14 protein-coding genes, 1 pseudogene and 1 riboswitch are annotated in these 18,265 nt (G+C 29.8%); of the genes and pseudogenes, 13 read left to right on the forward strand and 2 right to left on the reverse strand.

Translation table 11 applies throughout. The features are described 5' to 3' along the window. Positions 1-206: 206 nt before the first annotated feature. Together secA and J5A73_RS04110 are read right to left on the reverse strand one after the other, a co-directional pair. Complete coding sequence (secA, locus tag J5A73_RS04105; RefSeq protein WP_211616886.1) at positions 207-2,888, reverse strand: preprotein translocase subunit SecA; 2,682 nt, start codon at positions 2,886-2,888, stop codon at positions 207-209. Between the two features lie 283 nt (positions 2,889-3,171). Beyond that, entirely contained in the window at positions 3,172-3,552 is a 381-nt protein-coding gene (locus tag J5A73_RS04110; protein WP_211616888.1) for a hypothetical protein, read from the reverse strand. Between the two features lie 300 nt (positions 3,553-3,852). Between J5A73_RS04110 and J5A73_RS04115 the strand changes: the two genes are divergently transcribed. The 13 genes and pseudogenes from J5A73_RS04115 (at position 3,853) to J5A73_RS04170 (ending at position 18,215) form a co-directional block, all read left to right on the forward strand. Then, positions 3,853-5,208, forward strand: a complete 1,356-nt coding sequence (locus J5A73_RS04115; RefSeq protein ID WP_211616890.1) for an MATE family efflux transporter — start codon at positions 3,853-3,855, stop codon at positions 5,206-5,208. 10 nt (positions 5,209-5,218) lie between these two features. Then, a complete protein-coding gene (locus J5A73_RS04120) occupies positions 5,219-6,847 on the forward strand; it encodes a phospholipase D family protein (protein ID WP_211616892.1) in 1,629 nt (542 codons plus the stop codon). A gap of 39 nt (positions 6,848-6,886) precedes the next feature. Then, positions 6,887-8,065, forward strand: a complete 1,179-nt coding sequence (locus tag J5A73_RS04125; RefSeq protein ID WP_249069389.1) for a tetratricopeptide repeat protein — start codon at positions 6,887-6,889, stop codon at positions 8,063-8,065. A gap of 122 nt (positions 8,066-8,187) precedes the next feature. Next, a riboswitch (SAM riboswitch) is annotated at positions 8,188-8,288 on the forward strand. An 87-nt stretch (positions 8,289-8,375) separates the two neighbouring features. Continuing rightward, a complete protein-coding gene (metK, locus tag J5A73_RS04130) occupies positions 8,376-9,527 on the forward strand; it encodes a methionine adenosyltransferase (RefSeq protein ID WP_211616894.1) in 1,152 nt (383 codons plus the stop codon). 91 nt (positions 9,528-9,618) lie between these two features. Then, the gene (locus J5A73_RS10425) at positions 9,619-9,891 is read left to right on the forward strand and encodes a hypothetical protein (RefSeq protein WP_249069390.1); all 273 of its coding nucleotides are present in this window, start codon (positions 9,619-9,621) and stop codon (positions 9,889-9,891) included. After that, positions 9,855-11,219, forward strand: a complete 1,365-nt coding sequence (locus J5A73_RS04135) for a peptide ABC transporter substrate-binding protein (protein WP_249069392.1) — start codon at positions 9,855-9,857, stop codon at positions 11,217-11,219. The genes J5A73_RS10425 and J5A73_RS04135 overlap by 37 nt, the downstream gene beginning before the upstream one ends. Before the next feature lie 360 nt (positions 11,220-11,579). Beyond that, positions 11,580-12,371: a M48 family metallopeptidase gene (locus tag J5A73_RS04140; protein ID WP_211616896.1), complete on the forward strand. Its 792-nt coding sequence runs from the start codon at positions 11,580-11,582 to the stop codon at positions 12,369-12,371. 187 nt (positions 12,372-12,558) lie between these two features. Further along, positions 12,559-13,578, forward strand: a complete 1,020-nt coding sequence (gene dusA, locus J5A73_RS04145) for a tRNA dihydrouridine(20/20a) synthase DusA (RefSeq protein WP_211616898.1) — start codon at positions 12,559-12,561, stop codon at positions 13,576-13,578. A gap of 143 nt (positions 13,579-13,721) precedes the next feature. Next, positions 13,722-14,483: pseudogene (locus J5A73_RS04150) on the forward strand (formate/nitrite transporter family protein). A 51-nt stretch (positions 14,484-14,534) separates the two neighbouring features. Then, positions 14,535-15,566 (forward strand): anaerobic sulfite reductase subunit AsrA, encoded by a 1,032-nt coding sequence (gene asrA, locus J5A73_RS04155; protein ID WP_211616900.1) that lies wholly within the window; start codon positions 14,535-14,537, stop codon positions 15,564-15,566. Further along, positions 15,566-16,387 carry an anaerobic sulfite reductase subunit AsrB gene (gene asrB / locus J5A73_RS04160; protein ID WP_211616902.1) on the forward strand — a complete coding sequence of 274 codons (822 nt, stop codon included), beginning with the start codon at positions 15,566-15,568 and terminating at the stop codon, positions 16,385-16,387. Before asrA ends, asrB begins: the two co-directional genes overlap by 1 nt. Positions 16,388-16,430: 43 nt before the next feature. Further along, positions 16,431-17,408: a sulfite reductase subunit C gene (asrC, locus tag J5A73_RS04165; RefSeq protein ID WP_211616904.1), complete on the forward strand. Its 978-nt coding sequence runs from the start codon at positions 16,431-16,433 to the stop codon at positions 17,406-17,408. Positions 17,409-17,561: 153 nt separating this feature from the next. Continuing rightward, on the forward strand, positions 17,562-18,215 hold the full coding sequence (locus J5A73_RS04170) for an epoxyqueuosine reductase QueH (protein ID WP_249069474.1): 654 nt from the start codon (positions 17,562-17,564) through the stop codon (positions 18,213-18,215). Positions 18,216-18,265 lie beyond the last annotated feature (50 nt).

Here is an 18,265-nt window from a genome sequence, read left to right on the forward strand (position 1 = left end):
TTTTAATGACTTCTCTTCAATATTTTATACAAAAATTGTATCATAGGTGTATCCTTTTTTCAACTTTAAAAAAAAAAAGCAATTCATCTCCCACTTATAGAAGTCGGAGACTTCTTGCTATCTTTTTGTTAAATATTTCAAGAGATTTTTTTATAAATTAAGAAAATTGTCAAATTACTTAATTTTGAAATAATTTTTTATTTTAATTATACATTTCTTCTTGCTCGTTCTCGTCTTTCTCTTCTTGAAAGCGGTCTTTGAGGTTGTTCAGGTTTTTCTGGAATAACTTCTTGCTGGTAATCATCGCCAATTACATTAATTTTGTCATCAGTGTGTTCATATTTCACATTTGAAACTTCTTCGTGAGTCAAATTATTTGTATCTTCTTCCCCACGAACTTTTAATTTCAAGATAAATGAACTAGTTTCTCTCTTGATTGCGTCAATCATTTCGTTGTAAACATCATATCCAACAATTTTGTAGTCGTGAATTGGATTTCTTTGACCATAAGAACGAAGTCTAATTCCTTCTCTCAATTCTGTCAAATCTTTCAAGTGCTGTCTCCATTTTGAATCAAGAACTTCTAACATTATATAACGCTCTATTTTTCTAAATACTTCATCTCCGACAGCTTCTTCTTTTTCATCATAGATTTTTATCAAATCGTCATAAATTAAATTTGAAATTTCTTCTGCCGATTTTCCTTCGATTTTATTAAGATCAATTTGATAATCAAATGTTTCATTCAATTTATCTTCCAATAAATTCAAATCTTTTTCTCCAGATTCTCCAGCAAATGCATTATTTACAATAATATCAACAGTTTCTGAAATCATTCCTTCAATCAATTCTCTTAAATTTTCATTTTTCAAAATGGCATCTCTTTGTTCATAAACGACTTCTCTTTGAGTGTTATTTACATCGTCATATTCAATAAGACTTTTTCTTGATGAAAAGTTTCGACTTTCAATTCTTCTTTGTGCGTTTTCAACTGATTTAGTAATTTGTTTGTGACGGATTTCTTCATCTTCGTCAATTTTTAACATCTTCATCATAGATTTTAATTTATCTCCACCAAAAAGTCTCATTAAATCATCATCTAGCGACAAATAAAATTCTGATGCTCCGGGATCTCCTTGACGACCCGCACGACCTCTTAACTGATTGTCAATACGACGAGATTCGTGTCTTTCAGTCCCTAAAATGAAAAGTCCTCCAACTTCCAGCACTTTTTTTCTATTTTCAGCGCACTCTTTTACATAAGTGTGGTAAATATCCTCATATTCAGGCGTTCCTTTTATAGCAACTTTCGAAGCAAAAGATTCAGGATCTCCTCCAAGTTTTATATCGGTTCCACGACCTGCCATATTTGTTGCAATTGTTACAGTTTTAAATCTTCCGGCTTGAGATACGATTTCTGCTTCTCTTTCGTGATGTTTTGCATTCAATATTTCATGAGGAATTCTTGCTTTTTTAAGTAGCGCAGAAACTTCTTCCGAATGTTGGATAGACGCAGTTCCCACTAAAACTGGCTGACCTTTGTGATACAATTCTTCAATTTTTCTTGCAATTGCTCGGTATTTAGCATCTTTGTTCATATAAATAACATCTGGCAAATCTTTTCTTATAACAGGTTTATTTGTAGGAACAACTATAACTTTTAAGTTATAAATTTGTTTAAATTCTTCTTCTTCAGTTTTTGCTGTTCCCGTCATTCCTGACAGTTTTTCATACATTCTAAAATAATTTTGTAGTGTTATTGAAGCTAAAGTTTGGTTTTCTCCTGCAACTTCCAGATGTTCTTTGGCTTCAATCGCTTGGTGAAGTCCATCTGAATATCTTCTACCTTCCATAAGTCTTCCAGTAAATTCGTCTACTATTATAACTTCTCCATCGTCGTTGATAATATAATCTCTGTCAATTTTAAATAGTTCTTTTGCTTTTAACGCTTGTGTTAAAAAGTGTGTAAGTTCAACATATTCAGGTGAATAAAGATTATCAATTTTCAAAATTCTTTCAACATTTTTAATCCCTTTGTCCGTAATTGTAACAGTATGTGATTTTTCATCAACTTCATAATCTTCCCAGTCTTCGTCAGGAATTACCGTATTTTTTTTATCTTTTATTTCTTCAGTTTTATAACTTCTTTTCAATTTTTTAGCAACTTCTGCAAAAGTGTTGTACCACTCTGTTGTTTCTTCAGCGGCTCCAGATATAATCAGTGGAGTTCTCGCTTCGTCAATTAAAATTGAATCCACCTCATCGACTATTACAAAATTATGTCCTCTTTGAACTTTCTCTTCAAGAGATCCAACCATGTTATCCCTCAAATAGTCAAATCCAAATTCACTGTTTGTTCCATAAGTTATGTCTGCTTGATAAGCAATTTTCCTTTGTTCTGGAGTAATATTTCCACCGATAAAATCAGATCTTAATCCCAAAAACTCAAATAGCTCAGCCATAATATCTCTATCTCTTTTAGCTAGATAATCATTTACAGTTACGACATGCACACCTTTTCCAGTAAGTGCGTTTAAGTAAATAGGAAGTGTTGCCATAAGTGTCTTACCTTCCCCAGTTTTCATTTCTGCAATGCATCCTCTGTGCAAAATCATTCCACCAATTAATTGAACATCGTAGTGACGCATTCCCATTATTCTTTTAGATGCTTCTCTTACTGTCGCAAACGCTTCAACCAAAATGTCGTCCAAAGTTTCTGATTTTGAAATTCTTTCTTTAAATTCTACAGTTTTGTGCTGCAATTGTTCATCTGTCATCTTTTCAAATAGTGGTTCAATTTCATTGATTTTATTCACTATTTTTCTCATTTTTTTTATTTCTCTTTCGTCTGAAGTACCAAATATTTTTTCTCCAAGTTTTTTAAGCATTTTATTTTTTATTTCCTTTCTTCTCTTCTTTTTTCTTCTTTTTTCTTCTTTTTTCTTTTCTAAATTCTTTTCTATTCTTCTCTATTTTTTATCTTTATCTTTATTTTTTTAATTTAATTTAAATTTAGTTTAATTTAATTTATTCTATCTTTTTTTATTTTATTTTTTATCTTATCTTATCTTATCTTATCTTATTACTTACTATTTGTAATAATAATTATATTATTTTTGCTCTAATTTAACAAAAAAAATTTTTGTAAATTAAAATCAAAATCAAAATTTTTTATTCTCTTATCCTCAAATCATTTTCTTTTCTTTTTTCAAAAAATCTGTCATTTTGAAATAAATCTCTATTTCTTATCACATCGTCAAAAAAATCTATATTTCCATTAATTTTTGTAATTACATGAAATTCATTCCGTGAATTACTTTCGATTTTTTTTCTTTTTCCAATTTTTTTAAGTTCTTTAGCAAAAACATCGTTTTTTTCACTGTTCATCTTGCTAATTTCATTTGCTATATCGTCAATATCTTTATGCGACAAATTATTTTCGTTTACAAAATTATTAAGTTTACTCGTAAATTTTGGTGTTCCCAAAAGACTTGAATAAGTCATCATAAAGATAATACTCATAACAACTAGTACAATATTTCTCTTATTCATAATTTTTCTTTTCTCTTTCTCTTTTTTTTTATTTTTAATTTTATTTATTTTATTTATTTATTTTATTATTTAATTTATAATTTAATAAATAATTTAATTTATTTGTTCTTTTTTTATTTTAAAAACTTTTTTATAAAACTTAATATACTTAATTTGTATTATAGCAAATCTATAAAATTATATCAATAAAAAATAAAAAAAAGAATTTTAACTTTTATTTTTTGTTTTTTTTAGATTGAAAAAATCATAAAATAATGGTAATATTAATCTTGTATAATTTTATTAAAATAAAGGAGAAAAATGAAAAAAACAGTTTATAAAAAAGTTTTTTCTGTGGGACTTCCAGTTGCAATAGAAAATATGATTTACAGCCTTATGAATTTTATTGACATATTTATGGTTGGAAAAAATAATGTAGCTCTTGGACTTGGAACGATCGCAGTTGCTGGAACAGGATTTGCTAATCAAATCTTTATGATTTTTGTGACTTCACTTTTTGGAATGAATAGTGGAGGTGGGATTTTGGCAGCTCAGTATTTTGGAAATAAAGATTATAAAAATTTAAAGAGATGTCTTGGAATTACAGTAATAGTTGGATTTGTATTTTCACTAATCTTTTTCTTTGCAGGAATTTTTATTCCAGAAGTCATAATTTCGGTATTTACAAAAGATGCGAAAGTTATAAAAGTGGGAGCGTCATATATGAGAATAGTCGCTTGGATATATCCTTTAATGGGAGTTGGACTTGCTTTTAATATGCAGCTTCGTGCTATTGGAAAGACAAAATATTCGTTTTATTCAAGCATTATCGGACTAGTTGTAAACTTGATGTTTAATACTGTTTTAATATTTGGATATTTGGGGTTTCCTGCGCTAGGAGTTAGGGGAGCTGCAACTGCGACTGTTATTGCAAGAATTATAAGCACATTTTATATTATTTTTATAATTTATAAATTAAAGTTGCCAATTGCTGGAAAAATAAGTGAATTATTTGATTTATCGCTACATTTTTTTGTAAAAGTTATGAAAATTTCACTTCCTGTATTTTTGCATGAAATACTTTGGGTTTTGGGGTCAAGTGTCTACATTGTAATTTTCGGACGAATGGGAACAAATTATGCGGCTTCAATTCAAACAGTAAAAGCGATAAGCAGCTTAGTTTTAACATTATTTTTTGGACTTTCAAGTGCAACTTCGGCAATTATTGGAAATGAAATTGGTGCTGGAAACGAAGAAAATGCTTACAATTATTCTATGATTTTATTGAGAGTGTCATTCTTTTGTGGAATTCTAGTTGGACTTTTTGTGCTTTTATTCAGTCCATTAATTTTATCACTTATGGGAATTTCTAAAAGCATTTATCCATTAACTAAGCAAATTGTAAAATCAGAAGTTTTTATAATTGTTGTAAAATCATTGAGTTTGCAGCTTTTAGTTGGAATTTTAAGAGCTGGTGGAGATGTGATTTGGACGATATTTATGGATTTAGTTCCACTTTGGTGCGTTGCAATTCCAATCACATATTTTACAGGACTTCAGTTAGGATGGCCAATTTACATTGTTTATTTGCTTTCATGCAGCGACGAAGTTATAAAAATTTGGCCTTGTATTAGAAGACTGAAAAGTAAAAAATGGATTAATAATTTGGTGAGCTAAGGAGAAAAATATGAATAAAAATAAAAAAAAAGATATAATAAAAAAAAGTTTCACAATAGGAATTTTATTTTTTCTTATGTCTTGTACAACAATAAAGACACCGCCTGAGGGAGTCGATTATGAAAGTCCAATTAGAGATAGTAAAAATGTCGATTTTCACTATGATTTGACTTATTTGGACAAAGATGGAAATATTAAGTATGACAGAAAAATTTGGGATGCGACTTACGAAGTTGTTGATAACGCTAATGATTATTTGATAATTGAAATGTTTTTATTTAACGATATTTATAATAAAGATGTGGATAAATTTCCTGAATTTGCAAAGGAGTATACGAGAAGACTTGTGAAAAAGAAGATGGAAAATCCAAATTTAAAAGTATATGTACTGTCAGATGAAAATAATAATTTGTATGGAGCATTTGAACATCCGCTTATCACAGAGATGAAAAATGCTGGAATTGATGTTATAGATGTGGATATTTATAAATTAAAAGATACTTTTCCATGGTATTCGCCAATTTGGAGAAGTGTCATAGAGCCTTTTGGAAATCCGCAGGGAAAAGGATGGATTACTAATTTTTATGGACCGATGTGGCCAAAACTTACACTTAGAAATTTATTTCGTGCTTTAAATGTAAAAGCTGATCACAGAAAGATTTTTTTGAATGAAAACAAGGTCGTAGTTGCAAGTGCAAATATTCATGATCCAAGTTATTTCCACGAAAATGTGGCAATTTCTGCAGATGGGGAAATTACAAAAGACATTTTAAAAGATTTACAGCTTGTTGCAAAATTTTCAGGTGGAAATATAGATGTTTCAAATAAAAGTGAAGCTAAAAAACCTATTAATAATATAAAGAATTCGCAAGGATCAAAAATTAAATTTAGAGAAGATGAAAATTTGAAATCAGATTTGCAGAAGCAAATTGAAGAAATTGAGAAAAATAAAGGAAATTTTGTTGATAAGGGAACACAGGATTTTTATAAAACTGGAGAACTTACGAAAACTGGAGATGCTTTGCAAAGTGATGATCCAAATAACAGCTACAGAGTTCAATTTGAGTCAGAAGCTAAAATAGGTGAAAATTTGGACAAGGATATTGATAATTTAAAGGCTGGGGACGAAGTTCTTATGGGAATGTATTTTTTAGCCGATAGACCAGTTATAGATAAACTTATTAAAGCGGCTAACCGTGGAGTTAAAGTGAGAATTATTTTTGATCGAAGCAGAGATGCTTTTGGAATGAGCACAAATGGACTTCCTAATAAACCTGTTTCAAAAAAATTAAAGAAAAAAACAAAGAATAAAATAGAAATAAAATGGTATTTTACAAATAATGAACAATTTCATACAAAGATAATGCTAATGAAAAAAACAGATGGAAATGTTATAATACACACAGGTTCTGCAAATTATATAAAAAAAAATATTCGTGGTTACATAATGGACGCCAATTTAAGAGTTTTAACAAATAAAGATTCTAAATTGACAAAAGATGTCTATAATTATTTTGACAGATTGTGGGAAAATAGAGATGGACTTTTTACGATAAATTTTGACGATGAGCCGACAACTAAAGCTAGTCAAGATTTTATGTATAAAATATTAGATGCGGCACAACTAGGTTCGTTTTAAAATAAAAAAATAAATAATTTTAAAAGAGAGGAAAAAACTATGAAAATGAGAAAAAAATTGACATTTTTGCTAATTATATTAGCGCTTGGAACAATGACTGTATCTTGTAAAAAGAAAGCAAAAGACAATAAAACATCACAGACGCAAATTTCAAACAAACCAATAAATACAGATATTTTCAATTTAGGAGCAAAACAAGGACAAGGAAATCCAAATATCCAAAACTTGACTCCTGAAGAACAGCAAAAATTAATTGACAATCAAATTGATCCAGCAAAAGTATCAGAAGCGTTGACAAAGGCGCAAAATGGAGATAAAGAGTCGATTATGACACTTGCGCAACTTTATTACAACTTAAAAGACACTAATAAAGTAAAACAAATTTTGCAATATGGAGTTGATAAAGGTTATCCTGAAGCAATTTATAACTTGGCAGTAATTTTAAAACAAGAAGGAAATACAGAACAAGCAAATAAACTTATGGCACAACTTCCAAGAACAACTGAAAGAGTTGTGAGAAGACAAGGTGGCAGAAGAGTTGTAAGTGGTGGAGGACCTGTTATGATTAGACAGCTTAGAATGCGACCTGGAGCTGAAGAATATAACAAAGCAGTAGACTTAGTAAGAGCAAAAAAATATGATGAAGCTAAAAAATATTTTGAAAAAGCCTACGATGCCGGAATAAAAGAAGCAGATGTTCGTATAGCACTTATTAACAAAGAGCAAAAAAATACGGCTGAATCTGTAAAATGGTTTCAAAAAGCAGCTAATCGTGGTGTAAAAGAAGCAAATTTTGAAGTTGGAGCAATGCTTTACGACAGTGGAAAACAAGAAGAAGCTAGACCTTATTTGATGAAAGCCTACAAAGCGGGAAATAAATCACTAGCAATGCCGATTGCAATGTCATATCACAATCAAAAAGATACAGCTGAAGCTGTAAAATGGTACAAAATTGCAGCACAAAATGGGGATAAAAATGCAAAAGCGACACTTGAAAGACTTGAAAGACCAAATTCTTCGGGAGAAAGTCATTCTGTGACTAAAGGTGAAGCAGGAAAATCTGGAAATTCTTCAACTTTTTTAGGAAATTCAGATTCAAAAAGTCTTACTGAAAGCACTTTAAATAATGTTAAAAGTAAGGGTAAAGCTGAAGAAGAGAAAAAAATAGAAGAAAAGAAAGACACAAATGAAAATCATAATAACGAGAAAAAGAAGTAAATATAGATGAAATTATGAAAAATAAAGCAAAAGAATATAGTAAATAGTAAATAAAGTAGATAAAAATATTGACATTCTTAAAAAAATGTTGTATACTTAATACATAACAATTAAAATTAAATAGCTTATCAAGAGAGATATTAGGGACAGGCCCGTTTTGAGTATCCAGCAACCTGTATTTTTACAAGGTGCTAAATCCTGGCATTGAATGCGAAGATAAGAATTATAATTCTCTTCCTAGCAGGAAGAGATTTTTTTTAAAAAAAATATTTTGAAATAAAAATTTAATAAAATTTAGGAGGAAAAAAGAATGGGAAAAAAAGTTTATTTTACATCAGAATTTGTATCACCGGGGCATCCAGATAAAATTTGTGATCAAATTTCTGATTCAATTTTGGACGCTTGTTTAAAAGATGATGAAAATTCGAGAGTTGCTTGTGAAGCGTTTGCAACAACTGGATTAGTTGTTATAGGTGGAGAAATTACGACTAAAACTTATGTAGATGTGCAAAAAATAGTGCGAGAAAAAATAACTGAAATTGGATATAGACCTGGAATGGGATTTGACGCTGACTGTGGTGTGCTAAATACTATTCACTCTCAATCGCCAGATATTTCAATGGGAGTTGATACAGGTGGAGCTGGGGATCAAGGAATTATGTTTGGTGGTGCGGTAAACGAAACTGAAGAACTTATGCCGCTTGCGCTTGTTCTATCTCGTGGAATTATTCAAAAATTGACAAAACTTACTAGAAGTAAAGAGCTTTCTTGGGCAAGACCTGATGCTAAAGCGCAAGTTACACTTGTTTATGATGAAAATGGAAAAGTTTTAGGAGTAGATACAATTGTGCTATCAGTTCAACATGATGAAGAAGTTACACAAAAACAAATTGAAGCTGATTTGAAAGAAAAAGTTATAAAACCTGTGCTTGAAAAATATGATTTAAAAATTGACGAAGTTAGAAAATTTCATATAAATCCAACTGGAAGATTTGTAATCGGTGGGCCTCACGGGGATTCTGGGCTAACTGGAAGAAAAATTATAATTGACACTTACGGTGGATATTTTAGACACGGTGGAGGAGCATTTTCTGGAAAAGATCCGTCAAAAGTTGACAGATCGGCTGCCTATGCGGCAAGATGGATTGCTAAAAATATCGTTGCAGCAGGACTTGCCACTAAATGTGAAGTTCAGTTGTCTTATGCGATTGGAGTTGTTGAGCCGGTATCAATAAGAGTCGAAACATTTGGGACTGGAACTGTTGACGAAACTAAAATTGAAGAAGCTGTTTCTAAAATTTTTGATTTAACACCTAGAGGTATTGAAAAATCGCTTAGTCTTAGAAAACCGTCGTTTAGATATCAAGATTTGGCGGCATTTGGACATATTGGACGAACTGATATTGATTTACCTTGGGAAAAACTTGACAAAGTTGAAGAAATAAAAGAAGCATTAAAATAAAAAAAATTAAAAAAATAGTAAAATAAATTATGTAAATTTAGCATATTAATGAAAAAGTACAAAACCATTTAATATATTTTAAGGAGGAATTGTGAAAAAATTTAAAATTTTATTTTTCGTTATAGTTATTTTAATTTTAGGAATAGGAATAAAAAGTATTTTTTTTAAAAGTAAAACAAAAAATGATGATCCTGTGGTATTTAATTTAGGAATTAACTACAATACATTAGATCCACATTTATTTACGGAAATGATTTCTGTTCAAGTTGATAGTTCTATTTATGAAGGACTTTTGCGTCTTGACAAAAAGGAAACTATACTGGTGGAGTGGCTGAAAGTTTTACAGAAAATAATAATAAGATGACTTTTAAAATTAGAAAAAATGCCAAATGGAGTGACGGTTCTAGGGTTACTGCAAATGATTTTGTGTTTGCATTTAGAAGAGTTTTAAATCCTAAAACAGCTGCAAGATTCTCAGAAATGCTTTTTCCAATAAAAAATGCAGAGAAATATTATGAAGGTAAAGCAAAAGCTGATGAATTAGGAGTTAAAGCGATAGATGATAATAACCTTGAAATAGAATTTGAACATCCAGTAGCTTACTTTAAATATATTTTAACACTTCCAATAACAGCACCTATTAAAGAAGATTTTTATAAAACTCACGAAAAGACTTTTGCTGTAAATTTAGATAGTTTTTTATTTAATGGACCGTATAAAATAACAAAATTAAGCGATGGGGAAACATTACTTGAAAAAAATGAAAATTATTGGAATGCTAAAAATATAAAAATACCTAAAATAAAATACATTGTTTCTTCAGATTTTCATGCTGTAGATAATTTAATAGAAAATGGAGAAATTGATATTTCGAGAGTTGAAAACTATAATCTTGAAAAATATAGAAAAGATAAAACATTAAATTCTTTCTTAATAGGAAAACTGTGGTATTTAGATTATAACTTAAATAACAAATTTTTGAAAAATCAAAAATTAAGACAAGCTATTTCAATGGCGATTGACAGAGATGTGAATATAAAAAAAATAAAAAACAACGATGGTTCAATAGCCGCAAGATCAGTAATTAGTAATCAAATTTCTGGATATTCAAAAAAATATAGAGAAGAATATCCTGATAATAATTACATAAATGATAAAGATCCAAAATTGGCTAAAAAATTATATGACGAAGCATTAAAAGAACTTGGAGTGAAAGAGCTTGAACTAGGATTACTCGCAGGAAATTCTGATCCTGAAACATTGGAAATACAGCATATTCAGGAAGAATTAAGAGTAAAATTGGGATTAAAGACAAAAATAACAGTTGTATCGCTAAAAGAGCGTCTAAACATGACACGAAGCGAAAAATACGACATTGTTCTAAATACTTGGTCGCCAAAATATGACGATGCTACTACATATTTTGACAGATGGAAGACAAAAGATAATAAAAACGCTTCTGTTTGGCAAAAACAAAAATATGACTTGTTAGTTGATGAAATTTACAAAATGCCAAAAAGTGCCGAAAGAGATAAGAAAATTAACGAAGCAGAAAAAATCTTAATTGACGACGCAGTAATTGCACCAATTTATTTTGCAATCGAAAATACTTACACAAATCCTAAAATTTACGGACTTGTTCGAAGAGAAATAACAGGAATAACAGATTTTACATATGCGTATATTAAATAATTTGTAGTTTATTTTAATTTTAATAATATAATTTAAATATAAAAAGGTTTCTTAAAATAATGTGATTTATAAATTTTATTTTATAGAAACCTTTTTTTACGAAATATTTTTAAAATTATAGTAATTAAATTAAATTAAAATAGAATTGAATAGAATAATAGAATAAAAAAAGAAGATTTATAAAATAAAATGCAAAAAATAGTGAAAAAAATATAGAAAATATAGAAAGCACAGAAAGCATTAAAAAATAAAAAATTAAAGAAATAGAAAAATAAAAAATAAAGATTTGATATAATTTATTTTTTGTAGTAAAATATAAAAAATATTAAATTTTAAGATTAAATTTAAAGGAGTGTAATTATGAAATTAAAGAAATGTTCCAAAATACTTTTGACCTTGACACTTTTAGGAGTTTTATCAAGCTGTACTACTGCACCGCTTACTGGAAGAAAACAACTTAGCCTTGTAAGTGACGAAAGCATAAGAGAAAAATCTGTGTCTTCCTACAATGAATTAATTAGTCAAGCAAGTGCAAAAGGGCTACTTGCAAATGATACGGCTGATGGACAAAGACTTAGAAGAATCGGAAATAAAATGGCTGCAGCGGTTGAGCAATATTTGAGAGACAATAATTTGTCGAGCAAAGCAAAAAACTTAAATTGGGAATTTAATTTGATAAAGAGTAACGAAGTGAATGCTTTTGCAATGCCAGGAGGGAAAATCGCTTTTTATACAGCAATTTTACCAGTATTAAAAACTGATTCTGGAATAGCATTTGTAATGGGGCATGAAATAGGACATGTCATTGGAGGACATCATTCTGAAGGTGCAAGTAATCAAGCATTAGCTGGAGTTGCGGCATCTGTTACAGGACTTTTTGCAGGAAATTTGACAACTTCGCTTGTATCAGAAGGTCTTAGTATAGGTCTATTAAAATTTAACAGAACACAGGAATATGAAGCTGACAAATACGGTATGATTTTTATGGCAATAGCAGGTTACAATCCAGCAGATGCAATTACAGCTCAAGAGAGAATGGAATCAATTGGTGGTGGAAATATCGAAATTTTATCAACACATCCATCTGGAAAAAACAGAGTTGAAGCAATGAGAAAATTTTTGCCTGAAGCAATGAAATATTATAAAAAATAAGAAAAATTATAAAAAATATGTAAGAAATAAAAAAATTGAAAAAATAAAATAAAAAATAAAAAAATTGAGATAGAGTAAAATTGAATTTTATTTAAAAATTTAAAAATAAAAATATTTTGCTCTATTTTTTAAATTATTAAAAAATAAAAAATAAAGTAAAATAAAATAAAAGGAGTGTTATATTAATATGAATAAAGATAAAGAAAAAAATATAATAAAAAATAAAATAAGTGTCGCTCCAATGGTTGATAGAACTGACAGACACTTTAGAAATTTTGTGAGAATGATAAATAAAGATATACTTTTATATACAGAAATGATTACAGCACAGGCAATTATAAATGGAGATTTAGACTACATCTTAGGTTTTGACAAAATTGAAAATCCCATCGTTTTGCAAATTGCGGCAACAAATCCAGAAGATGCTTACAAAGCTATTAAAATTGCAGAAAAGTATGACTATGATGAAATAAATTTGAATGTGGGATGTCCGTCAGACAGAGTTTCTGGAAATATGATGGGAGCCTGTCTTATGGCGTATCCAGAAAAAGTGGCACAAATTTTGGAGGCAATGAATTCGGCTACTTCAAAACCTATTTCGGTAAAGCACAGAATCGGGATAGACGGCACAAAAATATTGCCTGATGACCTTTCAAAAAAAGTGCTTGATACATATGAAGATATGAAAAATTTTGTAGAAATTATAAAAAAAGTTGGAGTTAAAAAGTTTATAATTCATGCGAGAATAGCCGTATTAGCTGGTCTTGATACAAAACAAAATAGAGAAATTCCACCCTTGAGATATGACGAAGTTTATAAAATAAAAAAAGAAATGCCAGATTTGTATGTAGAAATTAATGGAGGAATTAAAACAGTTGAAGAAATTGACAAACACTTGGAACATGTTGATTCTGTAATGATTGGACGGAAAATCTATGATGATCCAATGATTTTGACAAAATTTGGGAAGTATTATGGGAAAGATATCAAAATTACAAGAGAAGAAATTATAGAAAAAATGATAAAATATGTGGAAAAGATGGAACTAGAAGGAACAAGACCACATTTATTTTTAATGCACACTCATGGCTTATTTTTTGGACAGCGAGGAAGCAAGTTTTGGAAAAGAGCTATTAATGATCCAAAGGCAGATTCTTTTATGTTAAAAAATTTTTTAAAAGAGTTAAGAAATAAAATAAAAATTTAAAATAATTTTATAAAAATTATTTTATAATCAAAATATTGCCATAACAAATATAAAAAAATATTTTACAAATTAAAAAATATATGTAATAATTATAATGTTGATATCAAATTAAGTGAAAAAAATAATTTAAAAGGAGAATATTTATGCACGAAGACACAGTATCTAAAGTTTCAAATGCGGCAAAAGGTAAAATTGAATTGCTGCAACAAAGTAAATCCAGATATTTAATGTCAGCAGGACTTGCTGGATTGTTTATTGGATTTGGAATTATGCTTATTTTTGTAATTTCAGGACTTTTAGGAAAGAGTCCGGCAACTAAAGTTGTTATGGGAGTAGCTTTTCCAGTTGCCTTGAGTTTGGTAGTTGCACTTGGTGTGGAACTGTTTACTGGAAATAATATGGTTGGTTTTGCAGGATTTTTAAATAGAGCAATAACTGGAAAAGAATTGATTGAATTATGGATATTTTCATACATTGGAAATCTTATTGGTTCAATTATAGGTGGAGCGTTATTTGTTTTTTCAGGAGTTGCAACACCGCAAATAGTTGATGCATTTGTAAAAGCGGGTGTGGCAAAGACGACAGCACCAGCGGGACAATTATTTTTTAGAGGAATTTTATGTAATTTTCTTGTTTGACTTGCTGTACTTTGTGGAATAAAATTAAAAGAAGAAACTGCAAAATTAATAATGGTTTTCTGGTGTTTATTCGTTTTTATAACATGTGGATTTGAACATAGTGTGGCCAATATGACACTTTTTACGATTGCAAATTTATTAAACGGTGCAAAAGTTACATTGGGAGGAAGCGCTTATAATTTACTATTTGTAACATTAGGTAATATAGTTGGTGGCGGATTTATCGGTTTTGCATATTACTATATTGGAAGAGAAAAAAATAAATAAAAAGAATTTTACTAATTAAAAGTGGAGAGAAAATCTAATTTGGGAGGAAAAATGAAAATAAGTTTAGATTACGAAAATTTTAATGCGGCACTTTCAAAATTGAGTAAAGAATATGAAATCTATGCTCCAATTGAAATACCGTATCGTGGAACTTTTTCTGATACGCCTGTTATCAGATATTCAAAAATAAATAAAGTGGAAGAAATTTGCTTTGATAAAAAATCACATTTTTCGGCAAAGGAAATAATGCTGCCAATAACTCAAACAATGTTTTATTTCACTGGCGACGAATATAAAATGCCAGAAGAACAGGATAAAAAATATTTAATATTTTTAAGAAGCTGTGATTTTCACGGAGTAAAAAGAGTGGATGAAATTTATTTAAATAACAAATTTTTAGATATTTATTATAAAAAAGTGAGAGATAAAGTTAAATTTGTCGTATTTGGATGTCCAAATTCATTTGAAAATTGTTTTTGCGTGGATATGGGAACTAATAAGACTGATAAATATAATTTGGGAATCAAAGTTACAGAAAATGAAATTTTTGTTGACATAAAAGATGACGAAATGAAAGAGTTTTTTGAAGAAACACAAAATAAAGAAAAAGACTTTGAAATGGAATTTGTAACTGACAATGAAATTCATGTAGATATTCCAGACAATATTGAACTTTCTGATATTATAAATTTAGATTTATGGCGTGAATATGACAGCCGTTGTATAGCTTGTGGAAAATGTAATTTCGTTTGTCCAACTTGTACTTGTACGACGACACAAGATGTATTTTATAGCGAAAATGACAATAATGGAGAACGAAGAAGAGTGTGGGCTTCGTGCCATGTAAATGGATTTACTGATATGGCTGGTGGACATTCGTTTAGACAAAGACATGGAGATAGAATGAGATTTAAAGTTATGCATAAAATTTCTGACTTTAAAAAGAGATTTGGCTATCAAATGTGTACAGGGTGTGGACGATGTGATGACGCTTGTCCTGAATACATTTCGTTTTCAAACTGCATAAATAAATTAAGTGCGGAACTAAAGAGAATTTCTAAAGAAAAAAGGGGTGAAATCTAATGGAAAATGTTTATTTGCCAACAGCGCATAAAGTTTTGCTTGTAGAGCAGACAACGGATTTAGAATGGCTTTTTCGTGTGGAATATAATGAAAGTAGCGTAAATGCTGGACAATTTATGCAAGTGTCGCTTCCTAAAGTTGGAGAAGCTCCTATTTCAATCGCAAATTTTGACTTGGAAAAAGGATATCTGGATTTTTTGATTAGAAAAGTTGGAAAAGTTACTGACGAAATTTTTAAATTAAAAGCTGGAGATAAAGTATTCTTGCGTGGACCTTACGGAAATGGTTTTCCAATTGAGGAATATAAAAATAAACATATTGTAATGGTCGTTGGAGGAAGTGGAATTGCACCAGTTCGTCCGATTATTGAATATTTTACAAAGCATCCTGAAGAAATGAAGTCTTTTAAAATAATTGTAGGTTATAAAAATTATGAAAGCGTGATTTTTGAAGAAGAGTTTTCTCGTTGGAGGGAAAATATCGAGATTTTAGTTACTTTGGACAATGCTGAAAGTGCAAGAAATTTAGGAAAAACTGAAGAAGAGTTTCACGAAGGGAGGGTAACTAAATATATCCCAGATTTGAAAGTTGAAAATATGGATGAAACTGAATTTATCGTAGTGGGACCGCCAATAATGATGCATTTTGCCTGTCTTGAAATTTTGAAATTAAATGTGCCAGTTGAAAAAATATGGGTTTCATTTGAGAGAAAAATGTCGTGTGCGGTTGGAAAATGTGGGCACTGCAAGATTGATGAAACATACATCTGCTTAGAAGGACCTGTATTTAAGTATGATAAGGCACAAAAATTGTTGGATTAAAAAAAATTTTTAGAAATTTGAATTTAAGAAAGAAGGCAATAAAATGAGTATGGATTTAAATAGAAAAGTTGTTACAAAAAATGCATATAGAGTGACAAAAGATAGATCAAAAACTGCACTTCGTGTAAGAGTTCCAGGTGGAGCTATTACAGCAGAAATAATGGGATTAGTTGCAGACATAGCAAATACTTACGGAGATGGAAATGTGCATATTACAACTCGTCAAGGATTTGAAGTTTTGGGAATCAATTGGAAGGACATTGAAAAAGTCAATAAAATGGTTCAGCCAATTATGGAAAAGTTAGATATTAATTACAAGGACAAAGATAAAGGATATGCAGCAGCTGGGACAAGAAATGTGGCGGCTTGTATTGGAAACAAAGTTTGTCCAAAAGGGGCCTACAATACAACTGAGTTGGCTAAAAAAATAGAAAAAGTAATCTTCCCAAATGATTTTCACTTTAAAGTTGCTCTAACTGGCTGTCCAAATGACTGTCAAAAAGTGAGAATGCATGATTTTGGAATAATTGGAATGGCAAAACCTGAACTGGATGAATCAAAATGTGTTTCATGCGGAATGTGTGAGAGAAAATGTAAAAAATTATCTACAGGAGCAATTACATATAAAAATTATAAACCTGTGAGAGATCACTACAGATGTATAGGTTGTGGAGAATGTGTCTTAAACTGTCCTACAGGAGCGTGGACAAGATCACCTAAGAAGTATTATAAACTTGCGATAATGGGAAGAACTGGAAAGCAAAATCCAAGACTTGCTGAAGATTGGCTTTTGTGGGCAGACGAAGAATCAATTATAAAAATTATGAAAAATACTTATGAATATGTTGATAAATATATAGATAGAAGTCTTCCAAAAGAGCATATTGGTTATATCGTTGACAGAACTGGATTTGATGAATTTAAGAAATGGGTTCTAAAAGATGTAAACTTACCTGAAGAAGCTATTATGATTGATAGAATTTACTGGGGAAATGGCATAAAATATCCTGGAATTAGATAATTTTTTGTAAAAAAATAATAAACTTGAAAAGAAAATAATAATTTGATACTATTTAACAAAAGGATAGTATCATTTTTATTTAATTTAATAAAAAAAGGAGTAAAGAAATTGATAGAAGAAAATATAAAAAATGCGAAAGAAATACTTGAAAAAATGAATCCAAATCAAAAAATTAATTATCACACAATTTTAGGGAAATTAATAGATGATTGGAAAAAAAATGAAATTCGACCGAAAATATTGGTTCATAGCTGTTGTGCGCCGTGCAGTACCTATGTTTTGGAGTTTCTTACGCAATATGCCGATGTTACCGTACTTTTCGCCAATAACAACATTCATCCCCGAGCTGAGTATGAAAAAAGAGCTTTGGTGCAGAAGGAATTTATTGAAAATTTTAATAAAAAAACTGGAAATAATGTTGGATTTATTGAAGATGAGTATAAACCTGCTGATTTTTATCGTGCTGTAAAAGGTCTGGAAGATGAAAAAGAAGGTGGGAAAAGATGTACGGCTTGCTTTCAAATGAGACTTGACATAGTGGCTAAAAAAGCGCAAGAATTAGGATTTGACTACTTCGGGAGCGCCTTGACACTAAGTCCACATAAAAATAGTCAGCTTATAAATACTTTGGGGCTAGAAATTCAAGAAATTTTTGATGTAAAATATTTGCCGTCGGATTTTAAGAAAAATAATGGCTACAAGCGTTCAGTTGACATGTGTGCTGAATATGATATTTACAGACAATGTTACTGCGGTTGCGTATTTGCAGCGCTAGATCAAGGAATTGATTTAAACGAATATAAATAAAACTGTGAAAATAAAAAAACTCATTAATTAAATGACAGATGATCATTTTA

The organism is Leptotrichia sp. oral taxon 218 (genome assembly GCF_018128225.1).
GTDB lineage: Bacteria > Fusobacteriota > Fusobacteriia > Fusobacteriales > Leptotrichiaceae > Leptotrichia.

What these genes read in the sequence shown, in the direction of transcription:
- secA (WP_211616886.1), bottom strand. Translation starts at nt 2,888, where the DNA reads ATGCTTAAAAAACTTGGAGAAAAAATATTTGGTACTTCAGACGAAAGA.
- J5A73_RS04115 (WP_211616890.1), top strand. Translation starts at nt 3,853, where the DNA reads ATGAAAAAAACAGTTTATAAAAAAGTTTTTTCTGTGGGACTTCCAGTT.
- J5A73_RS04110 (WP_211616888.1), bottom strand. Translation starts at nt 3,552, where the DNA reads ATGAATAAGAGAAATATTGTACTAGTTGTTATGAGTATTATCTTTATG.
- dusA (WP_211616898.1), top strand. Translation starts at nt 12,559, where the DNA reads ATGAATAAAGATAAAGAAAAAAATATAATAAAAAATAAAATAAGTGTC.
- asrB (WP_211616902.1), top strand. Translation starts at nt 15,566, where the DNA reads ATGGAAAATGTTTATTTGCCAACAGCGCATAAAGTTTTGCTTGTAGAG.
- J5A73_RS04125 (WP_249069389.1), top strand. Translation starts at nt 6,887, where the DNA reads ATGAAAATGAGAAAAAAATTGACATTTTTGCTAATTATATTAGCGCTT.
- J5A73_RS04170 (WP_249069474.1), top strand. Translation starts at nt 17,562, where the DNA reads ATGAATCCAAATCAAAAAATTAATTATCACACAATTTTAGGGAAATTA.
- J5A73_RS04140 (WP_211616896.1), top strand. Translation starts at nt 11,580, where the DNA reads ATGAAATTAAAGAAATGTTCCAAAATACTTTTGACCTTGACACTTTTA.
- metK (WP_211616894.1), top strand. Translation starts at nt 8,376, where the DNA reads ATGGGAAAAAAAGTTTATTTTACATCAGAATTTGTATCACCGGGGCAT.
- J5A73_RS04120 (WP_211616892.1), top strand. Translation starts at nt 5,219, where the DNA reads ATGAATAAAAATAAAAAAAAAGATATAATAAAAAAAAGTTTCACAATA.
- asrA (WP_211616900.1), top strand. Translation starts at nt 14,535, where the DNA reads ATGAAAATAAGTTTAGATTACGAAAATTTTAATGCGGCACTTTCAAAA.
- asrC (WP_211616904.1), top strand. Translation starts at nt 16,431, where the DNA reads ATGAGTATGGATTTAAATAGAAAAGTTGTTACAAAAAATGCATATAGA.